Source organism: Sphingomonas glaciei (assembly GCF_023380025.1).
Classification (GTDB): Bacteria; Pseudomonadota; Alphaproteobacteria; order Sphingomonadales; family Sphingomonadaceae; genus Sphingomicrobium; species Sphingomicrobium glaciei.
This window is the reverse complement of record NZ_CP097253.1, coordinates 1844967-1863656: the sequence shown is the minus strand read 5'-3', so window position 1 is coordinate 1863656 and position 18690 is coordinate 1844967. Positions and strand designations below refer to the sequence as shown.

The following is an 18690-nucleotide window of genomic DNA, read 5'->3' as shown; positions in this document are numbered from 1 at the left end:
CTAAACCCCCGAGCGGAGACTGGTCCCTGCGCGTCCACCGCGCAGGGACGTCAGCCAGCTGATCGGGTTCCACCAGCTGGCAGAGCCGTCGAGGCTGAAAGTGATGAACTCGGCGCGGCCGCCGATATTCTCATAGGGCACCGGCCCGCCGAGCCCATTCTCGACCGGCCCCAGCGCAAAGCGGCTGTCGGCACTGCGGTCGCGATTGTCGCCCATCAGAAAGACGTGGTCGGCGGGCACCTTCACCGGCGGATAATCGTCGCCGACGCTCGGCCCGAGGTCGACGGTGTCGTAGACAGCGCCGTTGGGCAGAGTCTCGCGAACGATCGGAAGCGAGCAGGCAAAGCCGCCGCCCGGCTGTTGGACCAGGCGGCCGGCGAACTGCTCGACGCCGCACGGCGCATTGTCGTCGACCGGGACCAAGCGATTGGGCAGGCGCTGCTGGCGGACCGGAATGCCATTCAGGATCAGGCGGCCGCCGCGCACCTCGACGGTGTCGCCGGGCAGGCCGATCACCCGCTTGATATAGTCTTCGCGCAGGCCCGGCGGAGTGACGATGACCACGTCGCCGGCCTTGGGCAGGCTGCCCCACAGGCGGCCCTTCTGTTCGGGCCAGAGGTGGAAGCTGGGGGACACCCACGACCAGCCATAGGCATATTTGCTGACCACCAGCCGATCACCCTTGAGCAGGCCGGGCATCATCGACTCCGACGGGATGTAGAACGGCTTGGCGACCAGGCTGTGGAACAGCAGCACCGCGACCAGCACCCAGAAGATACCCTTGATCTCACGCCACAGGGCGGAGTCCTTCTTGGCCTCAGCGGGCGGCGCGGCCGGAGTGTCGGGCGCCTGGCCCTGGTTGAGGACGGTCTCGCTCACTTAAGTCTCCGCAATCGGCACGGCTTCGAGAATGACGAAAGCCTGCGCCCAGGGATGGTCGTCGGTCATCGTCAGATGCACCCGCATGGCGTGGCCCGGAGGGGTGAGCGCGTCAAGGCGCTCGGCCGCGCCTCCGGTCAGTTGTAGAGTGGGTGCGCCGCTTGGCAGATTGACCACCCCGATATCCTTCATGAACACGCCGCGCTTGAAGCCGGTGCCGACCGCCTTGGAAAAGGCTTCCTTGGCGGCGAACCGCTTGGCGAGCGTCCCGGCGGCGGTGAACGGGCGGCGCGCGGCCTTGGCCTGCTCGCGTTCGGTGAAAACGCGCCGGAGGAAGCGGTCACCGAACCGGTCGACCGAATTCTGGATCCGCTCGATGTTGCAGAGGTCCGAACCGAGGCCGACGATCAACGCGCGCTGTCCATCAGGTCGCGCATGCGGCGGATGCTGGCCTCGAGGCCGACGAAGATCGCCTCGCCGATCAGGAAGTGGCCGATGTTGAGCTCGGCGAACTGGGGCACGGCGGCGATGGGCACGACGTTGGCGTAGGTCAGGCCGTGGCCGGCGTGGGGCTCGATCCCGTTCTTGGCGGCGAGCGCCGCGGCGTCGGCGAGGCGCTTCAATTCGGCCTCGCGGCCGTCCTCGGGGAGGTGGGCGTAGCGGCCGGTGTGAAGCTCGACCACCGGAGCGCGCAGGCGCACGGCGGCGTCGATCTGGGCGGCGTCGGGCTCGATGAACAGCGAGACGCGGATCCCTGCTGCGCCCAGCTCGTCGACGAAGCGGCGCAGGTGGTTGAACTGGCCCGCTGCGTCGAGCCCGCCCTCGGTGGTGCGCTCTTCGCGCTTCTCGGGGACAATGCAGGCGGCGTGGGGACGGGTCGCCAGCGCGATCCGCAGCATCTCCTCGGTCGCGGCCATTTCGAGGTTGAGGGGAAGCGCGATCTCATTCTTGAGGCGGACGAGATCGTCGTCACGGATGTGGCGGCGATCTTCGCGGAGGTGAGCGGTAATCCCCTGCGCGCCGGCGGCTTCCGCCACGTGGGCGGCGCGGACCGGATCGGGAAAGTCGCCGCCGCGCGCGTTACGGATGGTCGCGACATGGTCGATGTTGACGCCGAGTCGCAGCGGAACGGTCATGCCGCGGGGGTCACGAAGGTCACTGGTGGGGCGTTGGCGGCGCAGGGTGCCTTTCTCCTCCGTGGAGGCGCGAAACCAAAGGTCACACGCTGTGACCTACAGCCCGCCTCATTCTGCCAGGATCTGTTCAGCCTCATGATGCGGACATGGCATTTGCAATCCTACTCTTCAATCAGGTGGCGGCGCGGCTGCCGGGTTTGATCGCGGGCAGGGCGGCGAGTTCAGGGGGGAGGGCGTCGGCGGCGTAGGTCGGGACGTCGAGGCGAATCAGCGGCGTGAAGGGGACGCCAAGGTCGGCGCCGCCATTCGAGCGGTCGACCAGCGAGGCGGCGGCGATCACTTCGCCGCCCGCGTCGGCGATCGCCTTGATCGCCTCGCGGCTGGACAGGCCGGTGGTGACCACGTCCTCGACCATCAGCACGCGGGTGCCGGGATCGAGGCGGAAGCCGCGGCGCAGCTCGAAGGTGCCGGTCGGCCGCTCGACGAACATCGCGGGCAAGCCCAGCGCGCGGCCCATCTCGTGGCCGATGATGACCCCGCCCATCGCGGGCGAGACCACCGCCTGGAGGCGGGCGCGGACGGAGGGGTCGATCCGATCGGCGAGCGCACGGGCGAGGCGTTCGGCCCGGGCCGGGTCCATCAGTACCCGAGCGCATTGCAGGTAGCGCGAGGAGCGGAGGCCTGAGGAGAGAATGAAATGCCCTTCCAGAAGCGCCTCGGCGGCCCGGAATTCGGCCAATATCTCCTGCTCGGTCATGCGCTTGCCCCTTTGTCTGCTGGTCTTTGGACGACCTATCCCGTGCCGTGCAAGAGGAGCAGAGACAAGCGCTTGAGAAGGCGGACACCCCTGCCTATAAGGCCGCCACTTTCAGGCGGCCCGGCCGGGCCCTTCCTGTGACTTGAACCTGTGACCGGGGTCGTGATGAAGTTGAAAACTGGGCTGATCGCGCTTGCTGCCGTGGGGATGATCCCGATGGCGGCGCAAGGACAAACGGCGGCGACTCCAGCTGCACCTGCGGCGCAGGAACAAGCTGCGACGCCGGCCGCGACGACCGGAGCACCGGCCGGTCCGAACGCTGCCGCCGCCAATGCCAGCGCGACCCCGGCTGCGGGCGTCGATGCGACGGGCGCCAGTGCAGTCGCCCCGGGCGGCGCCCTGGCCGCCCCGGCGTTCGATCATGCGGTTCCGGTCAAGGGCGTTGGCATGCCCGACGGCCGGATGGGCCTGCAGGATCAGTTCACCCCGGTCGGCCGTGAGGCGTCGGCGTTCCACGACAACTGGCTGCTGGCGCTGTGCGCGGCGATGAGCCTGCTGGTTCTCGTGCTGCTGCTGTGGACCATGGTCAAATATCGTCGCAGCGCGCACCCGACCCCCAGCCGGACCAGCCACAACACCTTCGTCGAGGTGGTCTGGACCCTGGTCCCCGTGCTGGTGCTGGTCGCCATTGCGGTGCCGTCGATCCGCCTGATCCGCCACCAGTACAGCCCGCCGCCCGCCGACCTGACGATCAAGGTAATCGGCAACCAGTGGTATTGGAGCTACCAGTATCCCGACAATGGCGGGTTTGAGATCGTCTCCAACATGCTCAAGGAGCGCGGCGAAGTCGCGGCCGGTGCCCGCTTCCGCACCGACGCCGACGGCCCACGCCTGCTGGCGGTCGACGAGCGGCTGGTGATCCCGGCGGGTAAGGTGGTGAAGTTCATCGTCACCTCCAACGACGTCATCCACAGCTTTGCCATGCCGGCCTTCTGGACCAAGACCGACGCCAACCCGGGCATCCTCAACGAAACCTGGGTCAAGGTCGACAAGCCGGGCGTCTATTTCGGGCAATGCTCCGAACTGTGCGGCGCGCGTCACGCCTTCATGCCGATCGCGATCGAAGTTGTCGCGCCCGAGCGCTTTGCCCAGTGGGTGAGCACCAAGGGCGGCACGATGCCGGGCGCCACACCGGCGGTCGCTCCGGCCGACAGCACCGCGGCGACCCAGGTCAGCCCGGCTGCGGTCACCGCCCCGGCGCCCGCCGCCGGCGCCGCGACCGCCGCTCCGCCCACCGCGCCCCAGTCCGCGGCACCCGGCAACACCACTCCCTCCGTCGCCAACCGCGCGACCGACGGCTCCAATTAAGACAGGCACGGATCGATCATGGCCACCACCGCAGACACGCTGAACCTGACCCCGACGGAGTCCGGTCATGCCCATGCCCATGCGCATGACGATCATGACCACAAGCCGGGCTTCTTCGCCCGCTGGTTCATGTCGACCAACCACAAGGACATCGGGACGCTGTACCTGATCTTCGCGATCATCGCGGGGATCGTCGGCGGCGCGCTGTCGGGGATCATGCGGGCCGAGCTGATGGAGCCCGGCATCCAGTATCTGACTCGCGCCTGGCCGATCGGCGCCGGCAGCGCCAACATCGACGAGGCCTATCACCACTGGAACGTGCTGATCACCGGCCACGGCCTGATCATGGTGTTCTTCATGGTCATGCCGGCACTGATCGGCGGCTTCGCCAACTGGTTCGTGCCGATCATGATCGGCGCGCCGGACATGGCCTTTCCGCGGATGAACAACGTCAGCTTCTGGCTGACCGTGGCCGGCTTCTGCTCGCTGCTCCTTTCGACCGTGACCAGCGGCGGCACCGGCGTCGGCGCCGGCACCGGCTGGACCGTCTATGCGCCGCTGTCGACCAGCGGCTCGGCCGGGCCGGCGGTCGATTTCGCCATCTTCGCGCTTCACCTTGCGGGTGCCGGCTCGATCCTCGGCGCGATCAACTTCATTACCACCATCTTCAACATGCGCGCGCCGGGGATGACCCTGCACAAGATGCCGCTGTTCGTGTGGTCGATCCTGGTCACCGCCTTCCTGCTGCTGCTGGCGCTGCCGGTGCTGGCGGGGGCGATCACTATGCTGCTGACCGACCGCAACTTCGGTACCGCCTTCTTCGACGCGTCGGGCGGCGGCGATCCGATCCTCTACCAGCACCTGTTCTGGTTCTTCGGCCACCCCGAAGTGTATATCATGATCCTGCCGGCGTTCGGCATCGTCAGTCAGATTATCGCCACCTTCAGCCGCAAGCCCGTGTTCGGCTATCTCGGCATGGCCTACGCCATGGTCGCGATCGGCGTGGTCGGGTTCGTGGTCTGGGCGCACCACATGTTCACCGTCGGCCTCGACGTGAACGTGAAGATGTACTTCACCGCCGCGACGATGATCATCGCGGTTCCGACCGGCGTGAAGATCTTCAGCTGGATTGCGACCATGTGGGGCGGGTCGATCACCTTCCCGACGCCGATGCTGTTCGCGATCGGGTTCATCTTCCTGTTCACGGTCGGCGGCGTGACCGGCGTCGTGCTCGCCAACGGCGGCGTCGACACCTACATGCACGATACCTATTACGTGGTGGCGCACTTCCACTACGTGCTGTCGTTGGGCGCCGTGTTCGGCCTGTTCGCGGGCTTCTACTACTGGTTCCCGAAGATGACCGGGAAGCTCTACAACGAGTTCCTCGGCAAGGTTCACTTCTTCGTGATGTTCGCGGGCGTGAACCTGATCTTCTTCCCGCAGCACTTCCTGGGTCTCGACGGCATGCCGCGGCGTATCCCGGACTATAACGACGCCTTCGCGTACTGGAACTACATCTCCACCGTCGGCTACATGGTGACGGTAGCCTCGATGGCGGTGTTCTTCGTCAACGTCTTCCTGTCGCTCGCCAGCGGCAAGAAGTCGCCGGACAACCCCTGGGGCGAAGGCGCGACGACGCTCGAGTGGACGCTGTCGAGCCCGCCGCCGTACCACCAGTTCGACGTGCTGCCGAAGATCGACTGATCGGGCGCCACGTTCGCAAATGAAGAGGCCCGTCCTGCACCAGCAGGGCGGGCCTTCTTCGTTGGGCGGTCAGGCGGCGGCGCGGGCCGGCCTTGCCACCTGGTGGATCAGCAGCGCGGTGCCGGCGAGCAGAAGCGCATCCTCGACGAAACCCGTGCGGGCCTGGCTCCAGCGCTGCATCGAGCGCAGCCGCGCGGCGAGGCCGAGATGCGCGGTGGTGACAGCAGTCAGCGCGGCGAGCAGCCCGCCCGCTACACGCTGGTCGCGCGGGGCGAGCGAAGCGCCGGCCGCGGCGGCGGTGATGAAGCGGGCGGTACTGCCCGACAGCACGGTCCGGTTGGGCGACTTCGGCCACTTGTCGCCGACCATCTCGGCCACCGCGACGGCGAGCAGCCCACCCGCGACCAGCTTGTTATCAAGAAGCGGCACGGCCTTGCTGCCGTCGGGAAGCCGGTCGCGGGCGGCGGTGATCGCGACCGCGGCGATCGGGGTCAGCGCGCGCTGGCCCGACAAGGCGCCGATGAGGATTGAGGGTAGCATGATTGGTCTCCTGAGGGGGTCGGCCGGATCAACGGACGGGGAGCGAGAGAGGCTCCGCGCGACGAAGCCGCTTGGCGATGGGCGCGGGTGCCGCCATGCTGGGCCGATGCGCATCCTCCTGCTCCCGCTCGCCGCCCTCGCCCTCACCGCCGCCGGTCCGATCGACCCCGCGCGGATCAAGGCCGATGTGCGGACCCTGTCTTCCGACGCCTTCGACGGGCGCGGACCGGGTGAGAAGGGCGAAGCGGCGACCATCGCCTTCCTGGCGCGGCAGATGGCGGCGGCTGGGCTGGCGCCAGGTGGCGAGAATGGCGGCTGGCTGCAGAAGGTGCCGCTGGTCCGGCTCGACACGCTGCCAGGCGGTAGCGCGACGCTGAGGGCCGCGGGCCAGGCGAGCGTGCTGCGCGACGGGCCCGACATGGACATCAACCCGACCAATGCCAGAGTGACCGACGTGCGCGACGCGCCGCTGGTGTTCGCCGGCTGGGGCGCCCCCGATCCGGCGCGGGGATGGGATGCGTTCCAAGGCGTCGACGTGCGCGGCAAGGTGGTAGTGATGCTGGCCGGCGACCCCGACTTCGAAGGCGGCAAGGACCTGGGCTTCGGCGGCCGGGCGCTGGTGGTTGGCGGGCGCGGCGGGACGAAGACCGCGGCGGCGGCCAAGGCCGGCGCGCTGGGCGTGCTCTTCATTCACGAGACCGCTGCCTACAGCTGGCCCTATGCCCAGGCCGGCGACAGCATCCGGGTGCCGAGCTTTTCCTACGCGCCGCTGAAGCCGAACCCGCTGCAGTTCAGCGGGATCGTGCGGGGGCCGGCGATCCTGCCGGTGCTGGCGCGGCTGGGCCTGACCCTGCCGGCGCTGAAGCAACGCGCGCGTTCCGCTGAGTTCAGGGCCTTTCCGCTGGAGGCGACGGTGAGCGTGTCGGCAACCAACCGAGCGCGGGAGGTGGTCAGCCACAATGTCGTGGGCGTCCTGCGCGGCGCGGCGCGGCCGAACGAGTTCGTGCTCTACGGCGCCCACTGGGACGCCAACGGCCACAATGGCCCCGATCGCACCGGCGACACGATCCGCAACGGAGCGGTCGACAATGCCACCGGCACCGCCGAGCTGCTGGAGGTCGCGCGGGCCTTTGCCGCGGGCCGGCGCCCGGCACGATCGGTAGTGTTCGCGGCGTGGACGGCGGAGGAGAAGGGGCTGCTCGGCGCCGAATGGTATGCCCAGCATCCGCTCTATCCGCTGGGCAAGACGGCGGCGGTGATCAACCTCGATCCGCATGTGGTCCTGCCCGCCGCCCGCAACCTGGAGCTGATCGGGCCAGGGCAGACCGACCTCGAGGCGCTGCTGGTCGCGGCGGCGCGCGAGCAGGGGCTGCGGGTCGATCCCGAGCCGAGCCCCGAGGCCGGCTGGTATTTCCGCTCCGACCATTATCCCTTCGCCCAGCGCGGGGTTCCGGCATTGGCGTTCCGCGCCGGGCGCGACCTCAAGGTCGGCGGAGTGCGGGCCGGGCAGCGGATCGTCGGCGCCTATAACGAGCGCTGCTACCACCAGCCGTGCGACGAATTCGCGCCCGGCTGGGACTTTGCGGGAACTTCGCAGGAAGCGCTTGCGGCCTATCGCGTCGGGCAGATGGTAGCGGACAGCGAGGCGTGGCCGAACTGGAACCCGGGATCGGGCTTTGCGACCGCTCGGGCAGCGAGCGCCGGAGACCGCCGCTAAGAGGTATTGGAGCCGGCGGCGCCGGGCGCTATCCTGCTGAAGAATGGATGCTTCCGGCTGTTACTATACGGTCCTCGGGGTCGACAGCAGCGCCGACGATGCGGCGATCCGTTTGGCGTATCGCAAGCTGATGCGGCGCTATCACCCCGACGTGAATCGCGCCGAGGAGGCGGCGGCTCAAGCCCAGTCGATCAACGAGGCCTATGCCTGCCTCAAGGATCCCGACGAGCGCGCGGCCTACGACCGCCAGCGCGAGGCTCCGCGTTCGCGGCCCAGACCCAACTTTACCGCCGGGCAATGGTCCCCGCCGCGCGGCGCCGGCTGGCAGCCGCCAGGGCCCAAGGCCACGATCATCGAGATCGAGTCGCCGCCGCACAAGATCAGGGCAAGCATCCTGATCCTGGCCCTGATCGTTACCTTCATCATCTTCGCCGCTACCTCGGCGATTCCCCCAATCGAGCCGGTACCGCCGCCGACCGTGACGATCGACTCGAAGGCTATGCCAGCCGGGGAGGCGGGTTAGGGCGCGACCTGCCGCGCGGTCCTGATGGGGATCGCAGGCGTCAGCATCTGGCCCTTCATCGGGCCGGCGCCCTTGTCGGGATCGACCGGCGAGGCGAAGATCGCCTTCACCACGTCCATGCCCTCGACCACCCGGCCGAACGGGGCGAAATCCTCGCCGAAGGGGATCGCGCCCAGGGTGATGAAGAAGTCGCTGCGCCCGGTGCCGGGGCCGGCGTTGGCAAGCAGGATGGTGCCGGGTTCGTGCTTGATCCCGGTCTTGCTCGACGGCTCGTGCGCGATCGGCGGAAACAGCAGGCGGATGTCCTTGGTGATCCCGGCCTGGATCAGGCCGTTGCCCTCGCCATAGGGCATGGCGCGGTAGAAATTGATGCCGTCGTAGCGCTTGGCGTCGACGTAGCGGAGGAAGTTGGCGACGGTCAGCGGCGCCCGGCCACGGTCGAGCGCGAGCAGGATCGTACCTTTGGCGGTATCGAGCCGGACCTGGACCAGGTCGGCCGCCGGAGTAGGGGCGGCAGGGGCCGGCGCGCCCGCGGTCTGCGCTGTGGCAGGAACGGCGGCCAGAAGCGCCAAGGCGCTGAAAGCAAGAATGATTCGGTTGGTCATAGCCTCTAGTCTAGCTGCTTCCGCAGGAGAGCAAAGAGGCCTATAGGCGCCTGCATCATGAGCACCGCTGTCCAAACCCACGACCTTCCGGCCGACTGGCGCGACCTGTTCGCGCTGACCAAGCCGCGCGTCATGACACTGGTGGTGTTCACCGGCCTGTGCGGCCTGCTGGCGGCGCCGGGCTCGATGCACCCGGTGCTGGCGTTCACCGCCGTCCTCTGCATCGCGGTCGGCGCGGGCGGGGCGGGCGCGCTCAACATGTGGTACGAGGCCGACCTCGACGCCAAGATGAAGCGCACCGCCAAGCGGCCGCTGCCGGGCGGACGGCTGAAGCCCGAGACCGCCTTCCAGTTCGCGGTCGGGCTGTGCCTGGGCAGCGTGGTGCTGATGGACCTCGCCGCCAACCACTTGGCCGCCGGCATCCTGGCGTTCAGCATCTTCTTTTACGCGATCATCTACACCGCCTGGCTGAAGCGCCGGACCCCGCAGAACATCGTCATCGGCGGCGCCGCCGGGGCGTTCCCGCCGCTGATTGGCTGGGTCGCGGCGACCGGCAGCATCGACGTCCTGCCGGTGCTGCTGTTCAGCCTGATCTTCCTGTGGACTCCGCCGCATTTCTGGGCGCTCAGCCTGTTCGTGAAGAGCGATTACGCTAACGCCGGGGTGCCGATGCTGCCGGTGACCCACGGGGTAGTGAACACCCGGCGCCAGATCGCGTTCTACACCGTGCCGATGGCGGCGGTGGCGATCGCGCCGTGGCCGCTGGGGCTGACCGGCCCGCTGTACGGCGTGCTGGCAACCGTGCTGAGCGCGGTGTTCCTGCTTCTAAGCCTGCGGGTCCTCGCCAACAAGGCGACCGAACCGGCGGCGATGGGTCCGGAGCGGGCGCTATTCAAATTCTCCATCCTTTACCTGTTCGCTTTGTTCGGAGCCCTGGTCGTGGATCGTTTCGCATGAGCCTGCCGGAGGACGAAGTGGTGCGCGCACGCCAGCGCAAGGCGGCGCGGATCACTGCGATGCTGCTGTTCGCGTTCATCGCGCTGACCTTTGCGGTGACCATCGCCAAGCTGACGGTCAACCAGTGACGGCGACGTCGATCGACCGGATCGAGCTTGCCGCCAAGAACCGCAAGGTCGCCGGGCGGGCGGTGCTGTTCGTCCTGTTCATGGTCGGCCTCGCCTATGCCAGCGTGCCGCTGTACCGGATCTTTTGCCAGGTGACGGGGTTCGGCGGGACTCCGATGCGGGCCGATGCGGCACCGGGCGCGCAGGCCGCGCTGGCCCCGGTCGGGGTGCGCTTCGACGGCAACGTCAATTCGGCGCTGCCGTGGTCGTTCAAGCCCGAGACCAACAAGACCAAGGTCGTCCCGGGCGCCCGGATCGTCATTTATTACACCGCCAAGAACCTGACCGCGCGCGAAAGCACCGGCACTGCCAGCTTCAACGTGACGCCGGCCATCGCCGGGCAATATTTCAGCAAGCTCGAATGCTTCTGCTTCACCGAACAGACGCTGCACGGCGGGCAAAAGGTCGAGATGCCGGTGGTGTTCTTCGTCGATCCCAAGATCCGCACCGACCCCGCGACGCGCCACATCGAGGAGATCACGCTCTCCTACACTTTTTACCCGGTGGAAAAGCGCGCAGAGGCCCGCTAGAGCGCGGTCCATCATCAGTTAAGCGACAAGCTTTCGAGGACCCATGGCCGCCACCCGCAACCATCCCTACCATATTCTTCCGCCCAGCCTCTGGCCGCTGATCGGAAGCTTTTCGGCGCTCGCGCTGGCCTCCGGCGGCGTGCTGTGGATGCACGACAATCCCTATGGCAAGTTCGTCCTGCTGGCGGGCCTCGCGGGCGTGCTGCTGACCATGTTCAGCTGGTGGCGCGACGTCGTGCATGAAAGCCATGCCGGCGATCACACCCCGATCGTGCAGCTTCACCTGCGCTACGGCATGATCCTGTTCATCGCCTCGGAAGTCATGTTCTTCCTGGCCTGGTTCTGGGCCTTCTTCGACAATGCCCTGTTCCCCAGCGCGGTGGAAAGCGTCGGCGGCGTGTGGCCGCCCAAGGACATGCCGGTCATCAACCCGCTCGGCTTCCCGCTTCTCAACACCCTGATCCTGCTCTGCTCGGGCACCACGGTGACCTGGGCCCACCACAGCCTGATCAACGGCGACCGCCAGGGGCTGAAGAACGGCCTGCTCGCCACGATCGCGCTGGGCGTCATCTTCAGCGCCATTCAGGCCTATGAATATGCCCACGCGCCGTTCGGCTTCGTCAGCGAGAGCGGCGGCAACGTCTATGGCTCGACCTTCATGATGGCGACAGGTTTCCACGGCGCGCACGTGCTGATCGGGACCATCTTCCTGATCGTCTGCTACGTTCGCGCGGTGAAGGGCGACTTCACCCCGCAGAAGCATTTCGGCTTCGAAGCGGCTGCCTGGTACTGGCACTTCGTCGACGTGGTGTGGCTGTTCCTGTTCGTCTCCATCTACCTGTGGGGTGGCTGGGGCGCCGAGTGGCACGGCTGATCAGCCCTGGCGGACCGGCGGGCCAGTGGCTCGCCGGGACCTGCCCCGCTTGCGAGAAGGGCCGGCTGTTCGCCGGCCCTGTTCGTTTTGCGGAGCGCTGCAACCAGTGCGGTCTCGATTTTTCCCAATTCAACGTCGGCGACGGGCCCGCGGCATTCCTGATCCTGGTCGTCGGGGCGCTGCTGGTGATCGGCGCACTGGTGGTCGACGCGACGTTCGAACCGGTGTGGTGGGTGCATCTCGTCTGGCTGCCGGTCGGCGCCGCGCTGACGGTCGGCGGTCTGCGGCTGGCCAAGGCGTGGCTGATCGGGGCGGAATATCGCAACGCCGCCCACGAAGGGCGGCTGGCCAAGTGAAGCGCGTGCCGATCTTCGCCACCCTGGTCGTGCTGGTCGCCGTCGCGACGATGGTCGGGCTGGGGATCTGGCAGCTCGGCCGCGCTGACGAGAAGGAGGCCGCCATCCTTCGCATCGCCGCCAACGTGCAGGCCGCCCCGGTCGCGGTGACCCGCAATCTCGACCTGCAGGCGAACCTGTTTCGCCCAGTGCGGGTCGTCTGCAGGGGCGGCTCCCCGACACGGTTGGCGGGGGCCGGCAAGTTCGGGTTCCGGGTGATCGGCGATTGCGATGCCGGCCTGGCCGCGCCGCTACCTGTGCAGCTTGGCACGGTGCGCCAGCCCGCGCCTACCGCGGCCTGGGCGGGCGGAACGGTCCTCGGCTATCTCGCGCAGGCGCCCGACAGCCGCTCGCTGCTTCGCCAGCTGTTCGATCGCAGCCCCGCGGGGATAATGGTGGTGGCGAACCCGCCGCTCGCCGGCCTAACCGCCAATCCTCCCGCCGACCTCGAGGGTATTCCCAACAACCATCGCAGCTATGCCGTGCAATGGTTCGCCTTTGCCGCGATTGCCCTCGTCATCTACGTGCTGGCCCTGCGGAGGCGGGCGCAGTGACGCAGATCGCGCATCTCGCCAACGGCCTGACCGTCATCACCCGCCCGATGCCAGGGCTGGAGACCGCCAGCATCGCGCTGTTCGCCGACGTCGGCTCACGCCACGAGGAGGAAAGGCTGAACGGCCTCGCCCACCTGTTCGAGCATATGGTGTTCAAGGGCGCAGGCGGGCGCTCGGCGCGGCAGATCTCCGAAGCGATCGAAGATGTCGGCGGCGAACTGAACGCCTGCACCGAGCGCGACCAGACCAGCTTCACCGCCGCGGTGCTGGGCGATCACGTCGGCCTGGCGGTCGAGCTGATCGGTGACCTGATCAGCCGTCCGGCGTTCGAAGCGACCGAGCTGGAGCGCGAGGCCGAGGTGGTGCTGCAGGAGCTGGCCGAGGCGGAGGACACCCCGTCCGACATCATCTTCGACCATTTGTGGAGCCAGGCCTTCGCCGGCCAGGCACTCGGCCGCTCGATCCTCGGTAGCGAAACCAGCGTCCGTGGGATCCGCCAAGCCGACCTGTTCGCCTGGCGTGACCGCCATTATCGCGGCGGCTCGATGGTGCTGAGCGCCGCCGGAGCGGTCGAGCATGAGGCGGTGGTCGCGCTGGCCGAGCAGCACCTTGGTAAGCTGGGCGGCGGAACAGCACCCGATGCCGCCGCAGCGCGTTTCACCGCCGCGGCCCGGCACGAAAAGGCCAAGGCCGACCAGGCGCAAATCACGCTGGCCTATGCCGGGCCGGGGCAGAAGGACGACGACTATCTCGCCGCCCGGCTGTTCGCCGACATCGCCGGCGGCGGCGCGTCGTCGCGGCTGTTCCAGGCGGTGCGCGAGGAGCGCGGGCTGGCCTACACCGTCAGCGCGGGGCTGCACGGCCATGACGAGGTCGGGCTGCTCCACATCCACGCCGCAACCGCTCGCGCCCAGGCCCGCGCGGCGCAGGGGCTGATCGAGGAAGTGCTGCAGCAAACCGCCGCCGGGCTCGAGCAGCGCGAACTCGACCGCGCCCGGATCCAGATCCGCGCCGGCCAGGCAATGGCGCTGGAAACCCCGTGGGGCCAGGCGGCGCAGGCCGCGCGCCAGTGGCTGGTGCACGGCCGGCTGATCGGACGCGAGGAATTGGTGGCGCGGCTGGCGGCGCTGACCGTCGACCAGGTCCGCGCGGCGGGCGCGCGGATGCTGGCGGGCACGCCGGCGCGGGCGACCTTCGGCATGGCGGCGGCGAAGGCGGCATGAGAGAGCTCCAGACCATCATCGCCGAGCCGTGGGCCGACTGGGGCCTGATCGACAGCGGCAACGGCGCCAAATATGAGCGCTATGGCCACATCCGCGTGGTCCGGCCCGAGCCGCAGGCGATGTGGGCGCCGGCCAGCGACGATTGGGATCCGGACGCGACCTTCGTCCCCGGCAGCGACGAGGAAGGCGGCGGGCGCTGGGTCCATCATCGACAAGTCCCGCGCAGCTGGCCGCTGCGCCGCGACGGCGTCCGGTTCGAAGCCAGCCTGACCCCCTTCCGCCACCTCGCCTTCTTTCCCGACATGGCTCCGCAATGGGACTGGATGCGGGCGCGGGCCGAGGGCGCGGAGATCATGAACCTGTTCGGCTATACCGGCGTCGGTACCCTGCTGCTGAGCGAGGCGGGGGCCAGGCTGACCCATGTCGACGCCTCCAAGAAGAGCGTCGAGCAGGGCAAGAACAATGCCCACCTGTCCGAACTGGAAGAGCGGCCGATCCGCTGGATGATCGACGACGCCGCCAAGTTCACCGCGCGCGAGGTACGCCGCGGGCGGCGCTACGACGGCATCCTGCTCGATCCGCCCAAGTTCGGGCGCGGGCCCACCGGCGAAGTATGGCGGCTGGAAGAACATTTGCCCGGCCTGGTCGCGGATTGCGGGGCCCTGCTCGACACTGACAGCCGCTTCTTGGTGCTGACCGTCTATGCCGTGCGGATGAGCGCGATTAGCCTCGGCGTGCTGCTCGAGCAGAAATTCGGCCATCTCGGCGGACGGATCGAGATCGGCGAGATGGCGATGCGCGAGGAAGCCCGCGGGCTGCTATTGCCGACCGCGCTGTTCGCGCGCTGGGTGCGCGACTAGGTTCGCGCTGCCCGGAGGGACGCTCCGGCCACGAAGGGCGCCCCGACCACCAGGAACAGGCTGACCGCGGCTTCCAGCTGAAGCGCGCCCGCGCGGGGGTCGCCGGCGGCGGACGCGGCGAAGATCAGCAGGGGGATGGCAAGCGGCAGCAGCAGCAGCGCGCCCAATGCCGAGGCCTGCCGCAGCCCGGCGGTGATGCTGGCGACGGCAACCGCGAGGGCGGCGAGGCCGGGAGTTCCGATCGCCAGCGTCAGCAAGGTCCGCGCCAGCGCTTCGCCGGACATGCCGAGCAGGGCGGAGGCAGGAAAGGCGGCTAGCAGCAGCGGCGGTCCGAAGCCGAGCCAGTGGGCGACGATCCGCGCCAGCGCGACCTCTTCCATCCGCAGCCCCGCCAGCGCGAGCTGATCGAGGTGGCCCGAAGCGCGGTCGGGTTCGACCAGCCGCTCGATCGGCAGCAGCGCGGCGGTCAGCGCGGCGACCCACAGCAGCCCCGGCCCGACCCGCGCCAGCAGCTTGCCGTCGGGGCCGACGGCGAACGGCATCATCGCCGCGACCAGCAGGAAGAAGAGGATCGGCAGGAGCGCGCTGCCGGTGAACGTGCGGCGCAGGTCGCGGCGGATCAGCCTGCCGATCATCGCGCCAGCTCCAGCGTGCGCCACTGCGCCCCGCCAAGCGGCTGGTGCGAGGCGGCGAGGATCGCGCCGCCACACGCGATGTGGCGGGAGACCAGAGCCGTCAGCAGGTCGAGCGAGGCGGTGTCGAGGCCGTTCGCCGGCTCGTCGAGCAGCCACAAGGGCGCAGCGCTGAGGCTGACCCGGGCCAGCGAAGCCCGCCGCAGCTGTCCGGTCGACAGCAGCCTGACGGGGACGTCGGCGAGCGCTTCGAGGCCGGTGGCGACGAGGGCGGCCGGGATATCTCCGCCAACTGGAGTCCAGAGGGCGATCGCCCTGGCGAGCGGCAATTCGGGATCGAGCGCGGGACGCTCGTCGGCAAGCGCGCAGGGGGCGACCTCGACCGTCCCGCCGAGCGGCCGGAGCAGTCCGGCTGCAAGCCGCAGCAAGCTCGATTTGCCGGTGCCATTGGGGCCGGTAACCAGCATCGCCTCACCCGCGCCCAGTTCGACGTTCAACCCTTCGAACAACAGCCGCCCGCCGCGCCAGCAGGCGACATTGTGCAAGGCGAGCAGGCTCAACCCGCGGCTTCCTCGAGCGCGTGCATGTCTTCGTCGCTGAGCCCGAAGTGATGCCCGATCTCGTGGATCAGGACGTGTGCGACAAGATGTTCGAGCGTTTCCTCGCTTTCGCTCCATTCGAGCAGGATCGGCGAGCGAAAGAGGAACACCTGGTCGGGGAAGCGGCCGGACTCGTCGACGCTTCGCTCGGTCAGCGGGCGGCCGACGTAGAGGCCGGTCAGCTCGTAAGGATCTTCCATCCCCATCTCGCGCAGCGTGTCTTTGTCGGCGAACTCCTCGACCCGCAGGACGACCTCGCGCGCGGTGGCGAGGAACGGTTCGGGCAGGCGACCCAGCGCCGCGCGGGCAAGCGCTTCGATGTCGCCGAGGCTGGGGGCAGGACCGAATGCGCGCATGGCGGTGGTGTAGCGCTTCGTCACGACCTGCCAAGCGGGTTGTTACCCGGCCCGCAAGCCCCTAAGAGCCCGCCCATCCAGGCACAACGAAGTGCGGAGCGGTGGCCGAGTGGTCGAAGGCGCTCGCCTGGAAAGTGAGTATACGGCAAAACCGTATCGAGGGTTCGAATCCCTCCCGCTCCGCCACTCCCTGCACCGGCATGGGTCCGCACGGCCCGACTGCCCTCGAGGTCGGGGGCAACTCTGCGCTCGATCTAGGCGGACATTGCAGGTGCCCTCAAGTTGTAGTCGGGGGCCGAAAACGTCTCGGAGCTAGGGTGCACGCGCTTGTGGCACGGACATGCTCAGCGCTGGAGTGCCAATTCTGCGACGCCCTCGGACGCTGCGACGTCAGGAGAGAGAGCGATCCTCAACATGCCCGACAATTTCCGGGTAAACGCAACGTCCTCACAGCCGCCGCCATGATCCACCCTCAGGATGGTGCGTACGATCGTGGTGCCCATCAGCACCGCAAGCGCCATTGCCGCCCGCCGTTCCGCCTGGGGGCCGGTGAGCACGTCGGCAAAGGGCGCGAGCACTTCGTTTTTGAAGGTCGAGCGAACGATGATCGAAGCGGTTGGCGACGTGGCCGAGCGAAGCATGATCAGCAGGCGTTCGATATGCTCGGCGTCCTTCGAATCGTCGGTCGCGACCATGGAGGCCAGGTAAGTCGGCAAGTCGTCGGCCTGGGCAAGTTCTTCCCAGCGATTGTCATCGGTCGCCAACGCTGCCTGGAACAGCTGTTCCTTTGAACCGAAATATCGGCCGATCAGCGCGACATCGACCCCTGCCGCTCCCGCAATCTCACGCAGGCTGACGGCGTCATAGCTCTCCTGCACAAAACACTTGCGCGCGCAGTCGAGGAGTCGGTCGCGGGTGGCGGCAGCGTTACGGGTGATCGGTGGCATTGCGTCTCCAGGGACTGCTCATCGCGGCCGCACGAACCGAATGTCAACAGCTATTGACTTTGTAAGTCTACAAGTGTTGACGGCGGGTGAATGCCGCTGTGGGCCGAATCCGGCGACCGCTTCGGATTCGAACGTTCTCGGAAAGATCGCCTGATGCCCCTTCTTCGTGTCCGGTCGCGCCTCGCACCCTTCGTGCTTCTTGTCTTCGCGCTGCTCGGAGGCTGCTCGGAGTCGGAACAGCAGCCGGCAGCCCCGCCGGTCATGCCGGTCACGGTCGCCCAGCCGATCCAGCAGCAGGTCGTGGATTGGGACGAGTTCGTCGGCCGCTTCGAGGCACAGCAGAACGTCGAGGTGAGGCCGCGCGCCACGGGCTATCTTCAGTCGGTGCACTTCCGCGAAGGACAATATGTCCGCGCCGGGCAACTGCTGTTCACCATCGACGCGCGGCCCTCGCAGGCGGCGCTGGCCCAGTCGCAGGCGCAGCTGGCGAGAGCTCAGGCGACCCTCACCAATGCTCGCACCGAACTGGCGCGCTCGCGTGCGCTGGCCGCCCAGCAGGCGGCGAGCACGGAAGAAGTCGAACAGCGCCAGGCTGCCCTGCGGACCGCCGAGGCGGACGTCGCCGCGGCCCGCGCCGCGATCCGGGCACAGCAGCTCAATGTCGGCTTCACGCGGGTGCTGGCACCGATCTCGGGCATGATCTCCGATCGCCGGGTCGACGCAGGCAATTCGGTCACTGCCGACCAGACGGTCCTGACATCCATCGTGTCGAGCAACCCGCTGCAATTCACCTTCGACGGCTCCGAAGCGCTGCTGCTCAAGTATCAGCGGCAGAACGCCGGAAATAACGAAGGCACGCAGGTCCGCATCCGGCTTGGCGATGAAACCTCCTATGTCCACGCCGGCCGCCTCGACTTCATCGATCCGGTGGTGAACAGCGCTGCCGGTACCGTCCGGGCGCGCGCCATTGTTCCCAATCCTTCGGGCTTCCTCAAGCCAGGCATGTTCGGCAACCTCCGTCTCGAGGCGTCGCAGCCTTATCAGGCGCTACTGGTTCCCGACGAGGCCATCGTGACCGACGCTGCTCGCCGGGTGGTCTATATCGTCGACAAGGCAGGCACCGTTCTCGCTCGGCCGGTCGAGCTTGGACCGCTGACCGGCAACCTGCGCGTGATCCGCCGCGGCATCTCGCCCCAGAATCGGGTCATCATCAACGGCATTCAGCGCGCGCGGCCTGGACAGAAGGTCAAACCGCAGCCCGGGCAGATCCGGGTGCAGACCGGTCCGGAGCCCGCGACCCAGCGCGCACCGGCGGCGAACCCGTCGTCCACCGCGACTCCCGTCGGCGCCTGAAGGACCTCACCACT

At 68.2% G+C, this 18690-nt stretch carries 23 protein-coding genes and 1 tRNA gene; 14 read left to right on the top strand and 10 right to left on the bottom strand.

The features are described from left to right. From lepB to pyrE, 4 genes are all read right to left on the bottom strand, one after another. Window positions 1-879, bottom strand: a complete 879-nt coding sequence (gene lepB, locus M1K48_RS09075) for a signal peptidase I (RefSeq protein WP_249454643.1) — start codon at window positions 877-879, stop codon at window positions 1-3. After that, window positions 880-1290, bottom strand: coding sequence for a holo-ACP synthase (gene acpS, locus M1K48_RS09070; RefSeq protein ID WP_249454641.1), 411 nt, complete (start codon window positions 1288-1290; stop codon window positions 880-882). Beyond that, window positions 1287-2015 carry a pyridoxine 5'-phosphate synthase gene (locus M1K48_RS09065; protein ID WP_249454639.1) on the bottom strand — a complete coding sequence of 243 codons (729 nt, stop codon included), beginning with the start codon at window positions 2013-2015 and terminating at the stop codon, window positions 1287-1289. Before M1K48_RS09065 ends, acpS begins: the two co-directional genes overlap by 4 nt. Window positions 2016-2187: 172 nt before the next feature. Then, window positions 2188-2772: an orotate phosphoribosyltransferase gene (pyrE, locus tag M1K48_RS09060; RefSeq protein WP_249454638.1), complete on the bottom strand. Its 585-nt coding sequence runs from the start codon at window positions 2770-2772 to the stop codon at window positions 2188-2190. Window positions 2773-2937: 165 nt separating this feature from the next. On the opposite strand from pyrE, the gene coxB reads away from it, so the two are divergent. Further along, window positions 2938-4140 (top strand): cytochrome c oxidase subunit II, encoded by a 1203-nt coding sequence (gene coxB, locus M1K48_RS09055; RefSeq protein WP_319941213.1) that lies wholly within the window; start codon window positions 2938-2940, stop codon window positions 4138-4140. 18 nt (window positions 4141-4158) lie between these two features. Then, window positions 4159-5844 (top strand): cytochrome c oxidase subunit I, encoded by a 1686-nt coding sequence (gene ctaD, locus M1K48_RS09050; RefSeq protein WP_249454634.1) that lies wholly within the window; start codon window positions 4159-4161, stop codon window positions 5842-5844. Window positions 5845-5913: 69 nt separating this feature from the next. Here ctaD and M1K48_RS09045 read toward each other — a convergent pair whose 3' ends face one another. Beyond that, the gene (locus M1K48_RS09045; protein WP_249454632.1) at window positions 5914-6384 is read right to left on the bottom strand and encodes a DUF4126 domain-containing protein; all 471 of its coding nucleotides are present in this window, start codon (window positions 6382-6384) and stop codon (window positions 5914-5916) included. A 106-nt stretch (window positions 6385-6490) separates the two neighbouring features. Here M1K48_RS09045 and M1K48_RS09040 point away from each other — a divergent pair, with 106 nt between their 5' ends. Together M1K48_RS09040 and M1K48_RS09035 are read left to right on the top strand one after the other, a co-directional pair. Continuing rightward, window positions 6491-8101, top strand: coding sequence for a M28 family peptidase (locus M1K48_RS09040; protein WP_249454630.1), 1611 nt, complete (start codon window positions 6491-6493; stop codon window positions 8099-8101). 43 nt (window positions 8102-8144) lie between these two features. Continuing rightward, complete coding sequence (locus tag M1K48_RS09035; protein WP_249454628.1) at window positions 8145-8624, top strand: J domain-containing protein; 480 nt, start codon at window positions 8145-8147, stop codon at window positions 8622-8624. Here the strand turns inward: M1K48_RS09035 and M1K48_RS09030 are convergent. After that, a complete protein-coding gene (locus M1K48_RS09030) occupies window positions 8621-9229 on the bottom strand; it encodes a peptidylprolyl isomerase (RefSeq protein WP_249454626.1) in 609 nt (202 codons plus the stop codon). The genes M1K48_RS09035 and M1K48_RS09030 overlap by 4 nt on opposite strands. Before the next feature lie 57 nt (window positions 9230-9286). Here M1K48_RS09030 and M1K48_RS09025 point away from each other — a divergent pair, with 57 nt between their 5' ends. Genes M1K48_RS09025 through M1K48_RS08995 form a run of 8 tightly spaced genes read left to right on the top strand, consistent with a single transcriptional unit; the run spans window position 9287 to window position 14789 of the window. Beyond that, window positions 9287-10186 (top strand): heme o synthase, encoded by a 900-nt coding sequence (locus M1K48_RS09025; RefSeq protein WP_249454624.1) that lies wholly within the window; start codon window positions 9287-9289, stop codon window positions 10184-10186. Next, a complete protein-coding gene (locus M1K48_RS14305; protein WP_257794140.1) occupies window positions 10183-10314 on the top strand; it encodes a hypothetical protein in 132 nt (43 codons plus the stop codon). The genes M1K48_RS09025 and M1K48_RS14305 overlap by 4 nt, the downstream gene beginning before the upstream one ends. After that, entirely contained in the window at window positions 10311-10883 is a 573-nt protein-coding gene (locus M1K48_RS09020) for a cytochrome c oxidase assembly protein (protein WP_249454622.1), read from the top strand. The genes M1K48_RS14305 and M1K48_RS09020 overlap by 4 nt, the downstream gene beginning before the upstream one ends. 43 nt (window positions 10884-10926) lie before the next feature. Beyond that, window positions 10927-11757, top strand: coding sequence for a cytochrome c oxidase subunit 3 (locus tag M1K48_RS09015; RefSeq protein WP_249454620.1), 831 nt, complete (start codon window positions 10927-10929; stop codon window positions 11755-11757). Continuing rightward, on the top strand, window positions 11745-12113 hold the full coding sequence (locus M1K48_RS09010) for a DUF983 domain-containing protein (protein WP_249454618.1): 369 nt from the start codon (window positions 11745-11747) through the stop codon (window positions 12111-12113). The genes M1K48_RS09015 and M1K48_RS09010 overlap by 13 nt, the downstream gene beginning before the upstream one ends. Then, window positions 12110-12706 (top strand): SURF1 family protein, encoded by a 597-nt coding sequence (locus M1K48_RS09005; protein ID WP_249454616.1) that lies wholly within the window; start codon window positions 12110-12112, stop codon window positions 12704-12706. The genes M1K48_RS09010 and M1K48_RS09005 overlap by 4 nt, the downstream gene beginning before the upstream one ends. Further along, the gene (locus M1K48_RS09000; RefSeq protein WP_249454614.1) at window positions 12703-13929 is read left to right on the top strand and encodes a M16 family metallopeptidase; all 1227 of its coding nucleotides are present in this window, start codon (window positions 12703-12705) and stop codon (window positions 13927-13929) included. Before M1K48_RS09005 ends, M1K48_RS09000 begins: the two co-directional genes overlap by 4 nt. After that, window positions 13926-14789, top strand: coding sequence for a class I SAM-dependent methyltransferase (locus tag M1K48_RS08995; RefSeq protein WP_249454612.1), 864 nt, complete (start codon window positions 13926-13928; stop codon window positions 14787-14789). The genes M1K48_RS09000 and M1K48_RS08995 overlap by 4 nt, the downstream gene beginning before the upstream one ends. On the opposite strand, the gene M1K48_RS08990 is transcribed toward M1K48_RS08995, so the two are convergent. The 3 genes from M1K48_RS08990 to M1K48_RS08980 are packed head-to-tail and all read right to left on the bottom strand — an operon-like array spanning window position 14786 to window position 16376. Further along, complete coding sequence (locus tag M1K48_RS08990; RefSeq protein WP_249454610.1) at window positions 14786-15424, bottom strand: heme exporter protein CcmB; 639 nt, start codon at window positions 15422-15424, stop codon at window positions 14786-14788. The genes M1K48_RS08995 and M1K48_RS08990 overlap by 4 nt on opposite strands. Next, a complete protein-coding gene (ccmA, locus tag M1K48_RS08985; RefSeq protein ID WP_249454609.1) occupies window positions 15421-15981 on the bottom strand; it encodes a heme ABC exporter ATP-binding protein CcmA in 561 nt (186 codons plus the stop codon). The genes M1K48_RS08990 and ccmA overlap by 4 nt, the downstream gene beginning before the upstream one ends. Further along, on the bottom strand, window positions 15978-16376 hold the full coding sequence (locus M1K48_RS08980) for a metallopeptidase family protein (protein ID WP_249505224.1): 399 nt from the start codon (window positions 16374-16376) through the stop codon (window positions 15978-15980). Before M1K48_RS08980 ends, ccmA begins: the two co-directional genes overlap by 4 nt. Window positions 16377-16471: 95 nt before the next feature. Here M1K48_RS08980 and M1K48_RS08975 point away from each other — a divergent pair. After that, window positions 16472-16562, top strand: a tRNA-Ser gene (locus M1K48_RS08975). Window positions 16563-16720: 158 nt separating this feature from the next. On the opposite strand, the gene M1K48_RS08970 is transcribed toward M1K48_RS08975, so the two are convergent. Then, the gene (locus M1K48_RS08970) at window positions 16721-17323 is read right to left on the bottom strand and encodes a TetR/AcrR family transcriptional regulator (RefSeq protein WP_249454607.1); all 603 of its coding nucleotides are present in this window, start codon (window positions 17321-17323) and stop codon (window positions 16721-16723) included. A gap of 153 nt (window positions 17324-17476) precedes the next feature. On the opposite strand from M1K48_RS08970, the gene M1K48_RS08965 reads away from it, so the two are divergent. Further along, complete coding sequence (locus M1K48_RS08965) at window positions 17477-18676, top strand: efflux RND transporter periplasmic adaptor subunit (protein WP_249454605.1); 1200 nt, start codon at window positions 17477-17479, stop codon at window positions 18674-18676. Window positions 18677-18690: the final 14 nt, after the last annotated feature.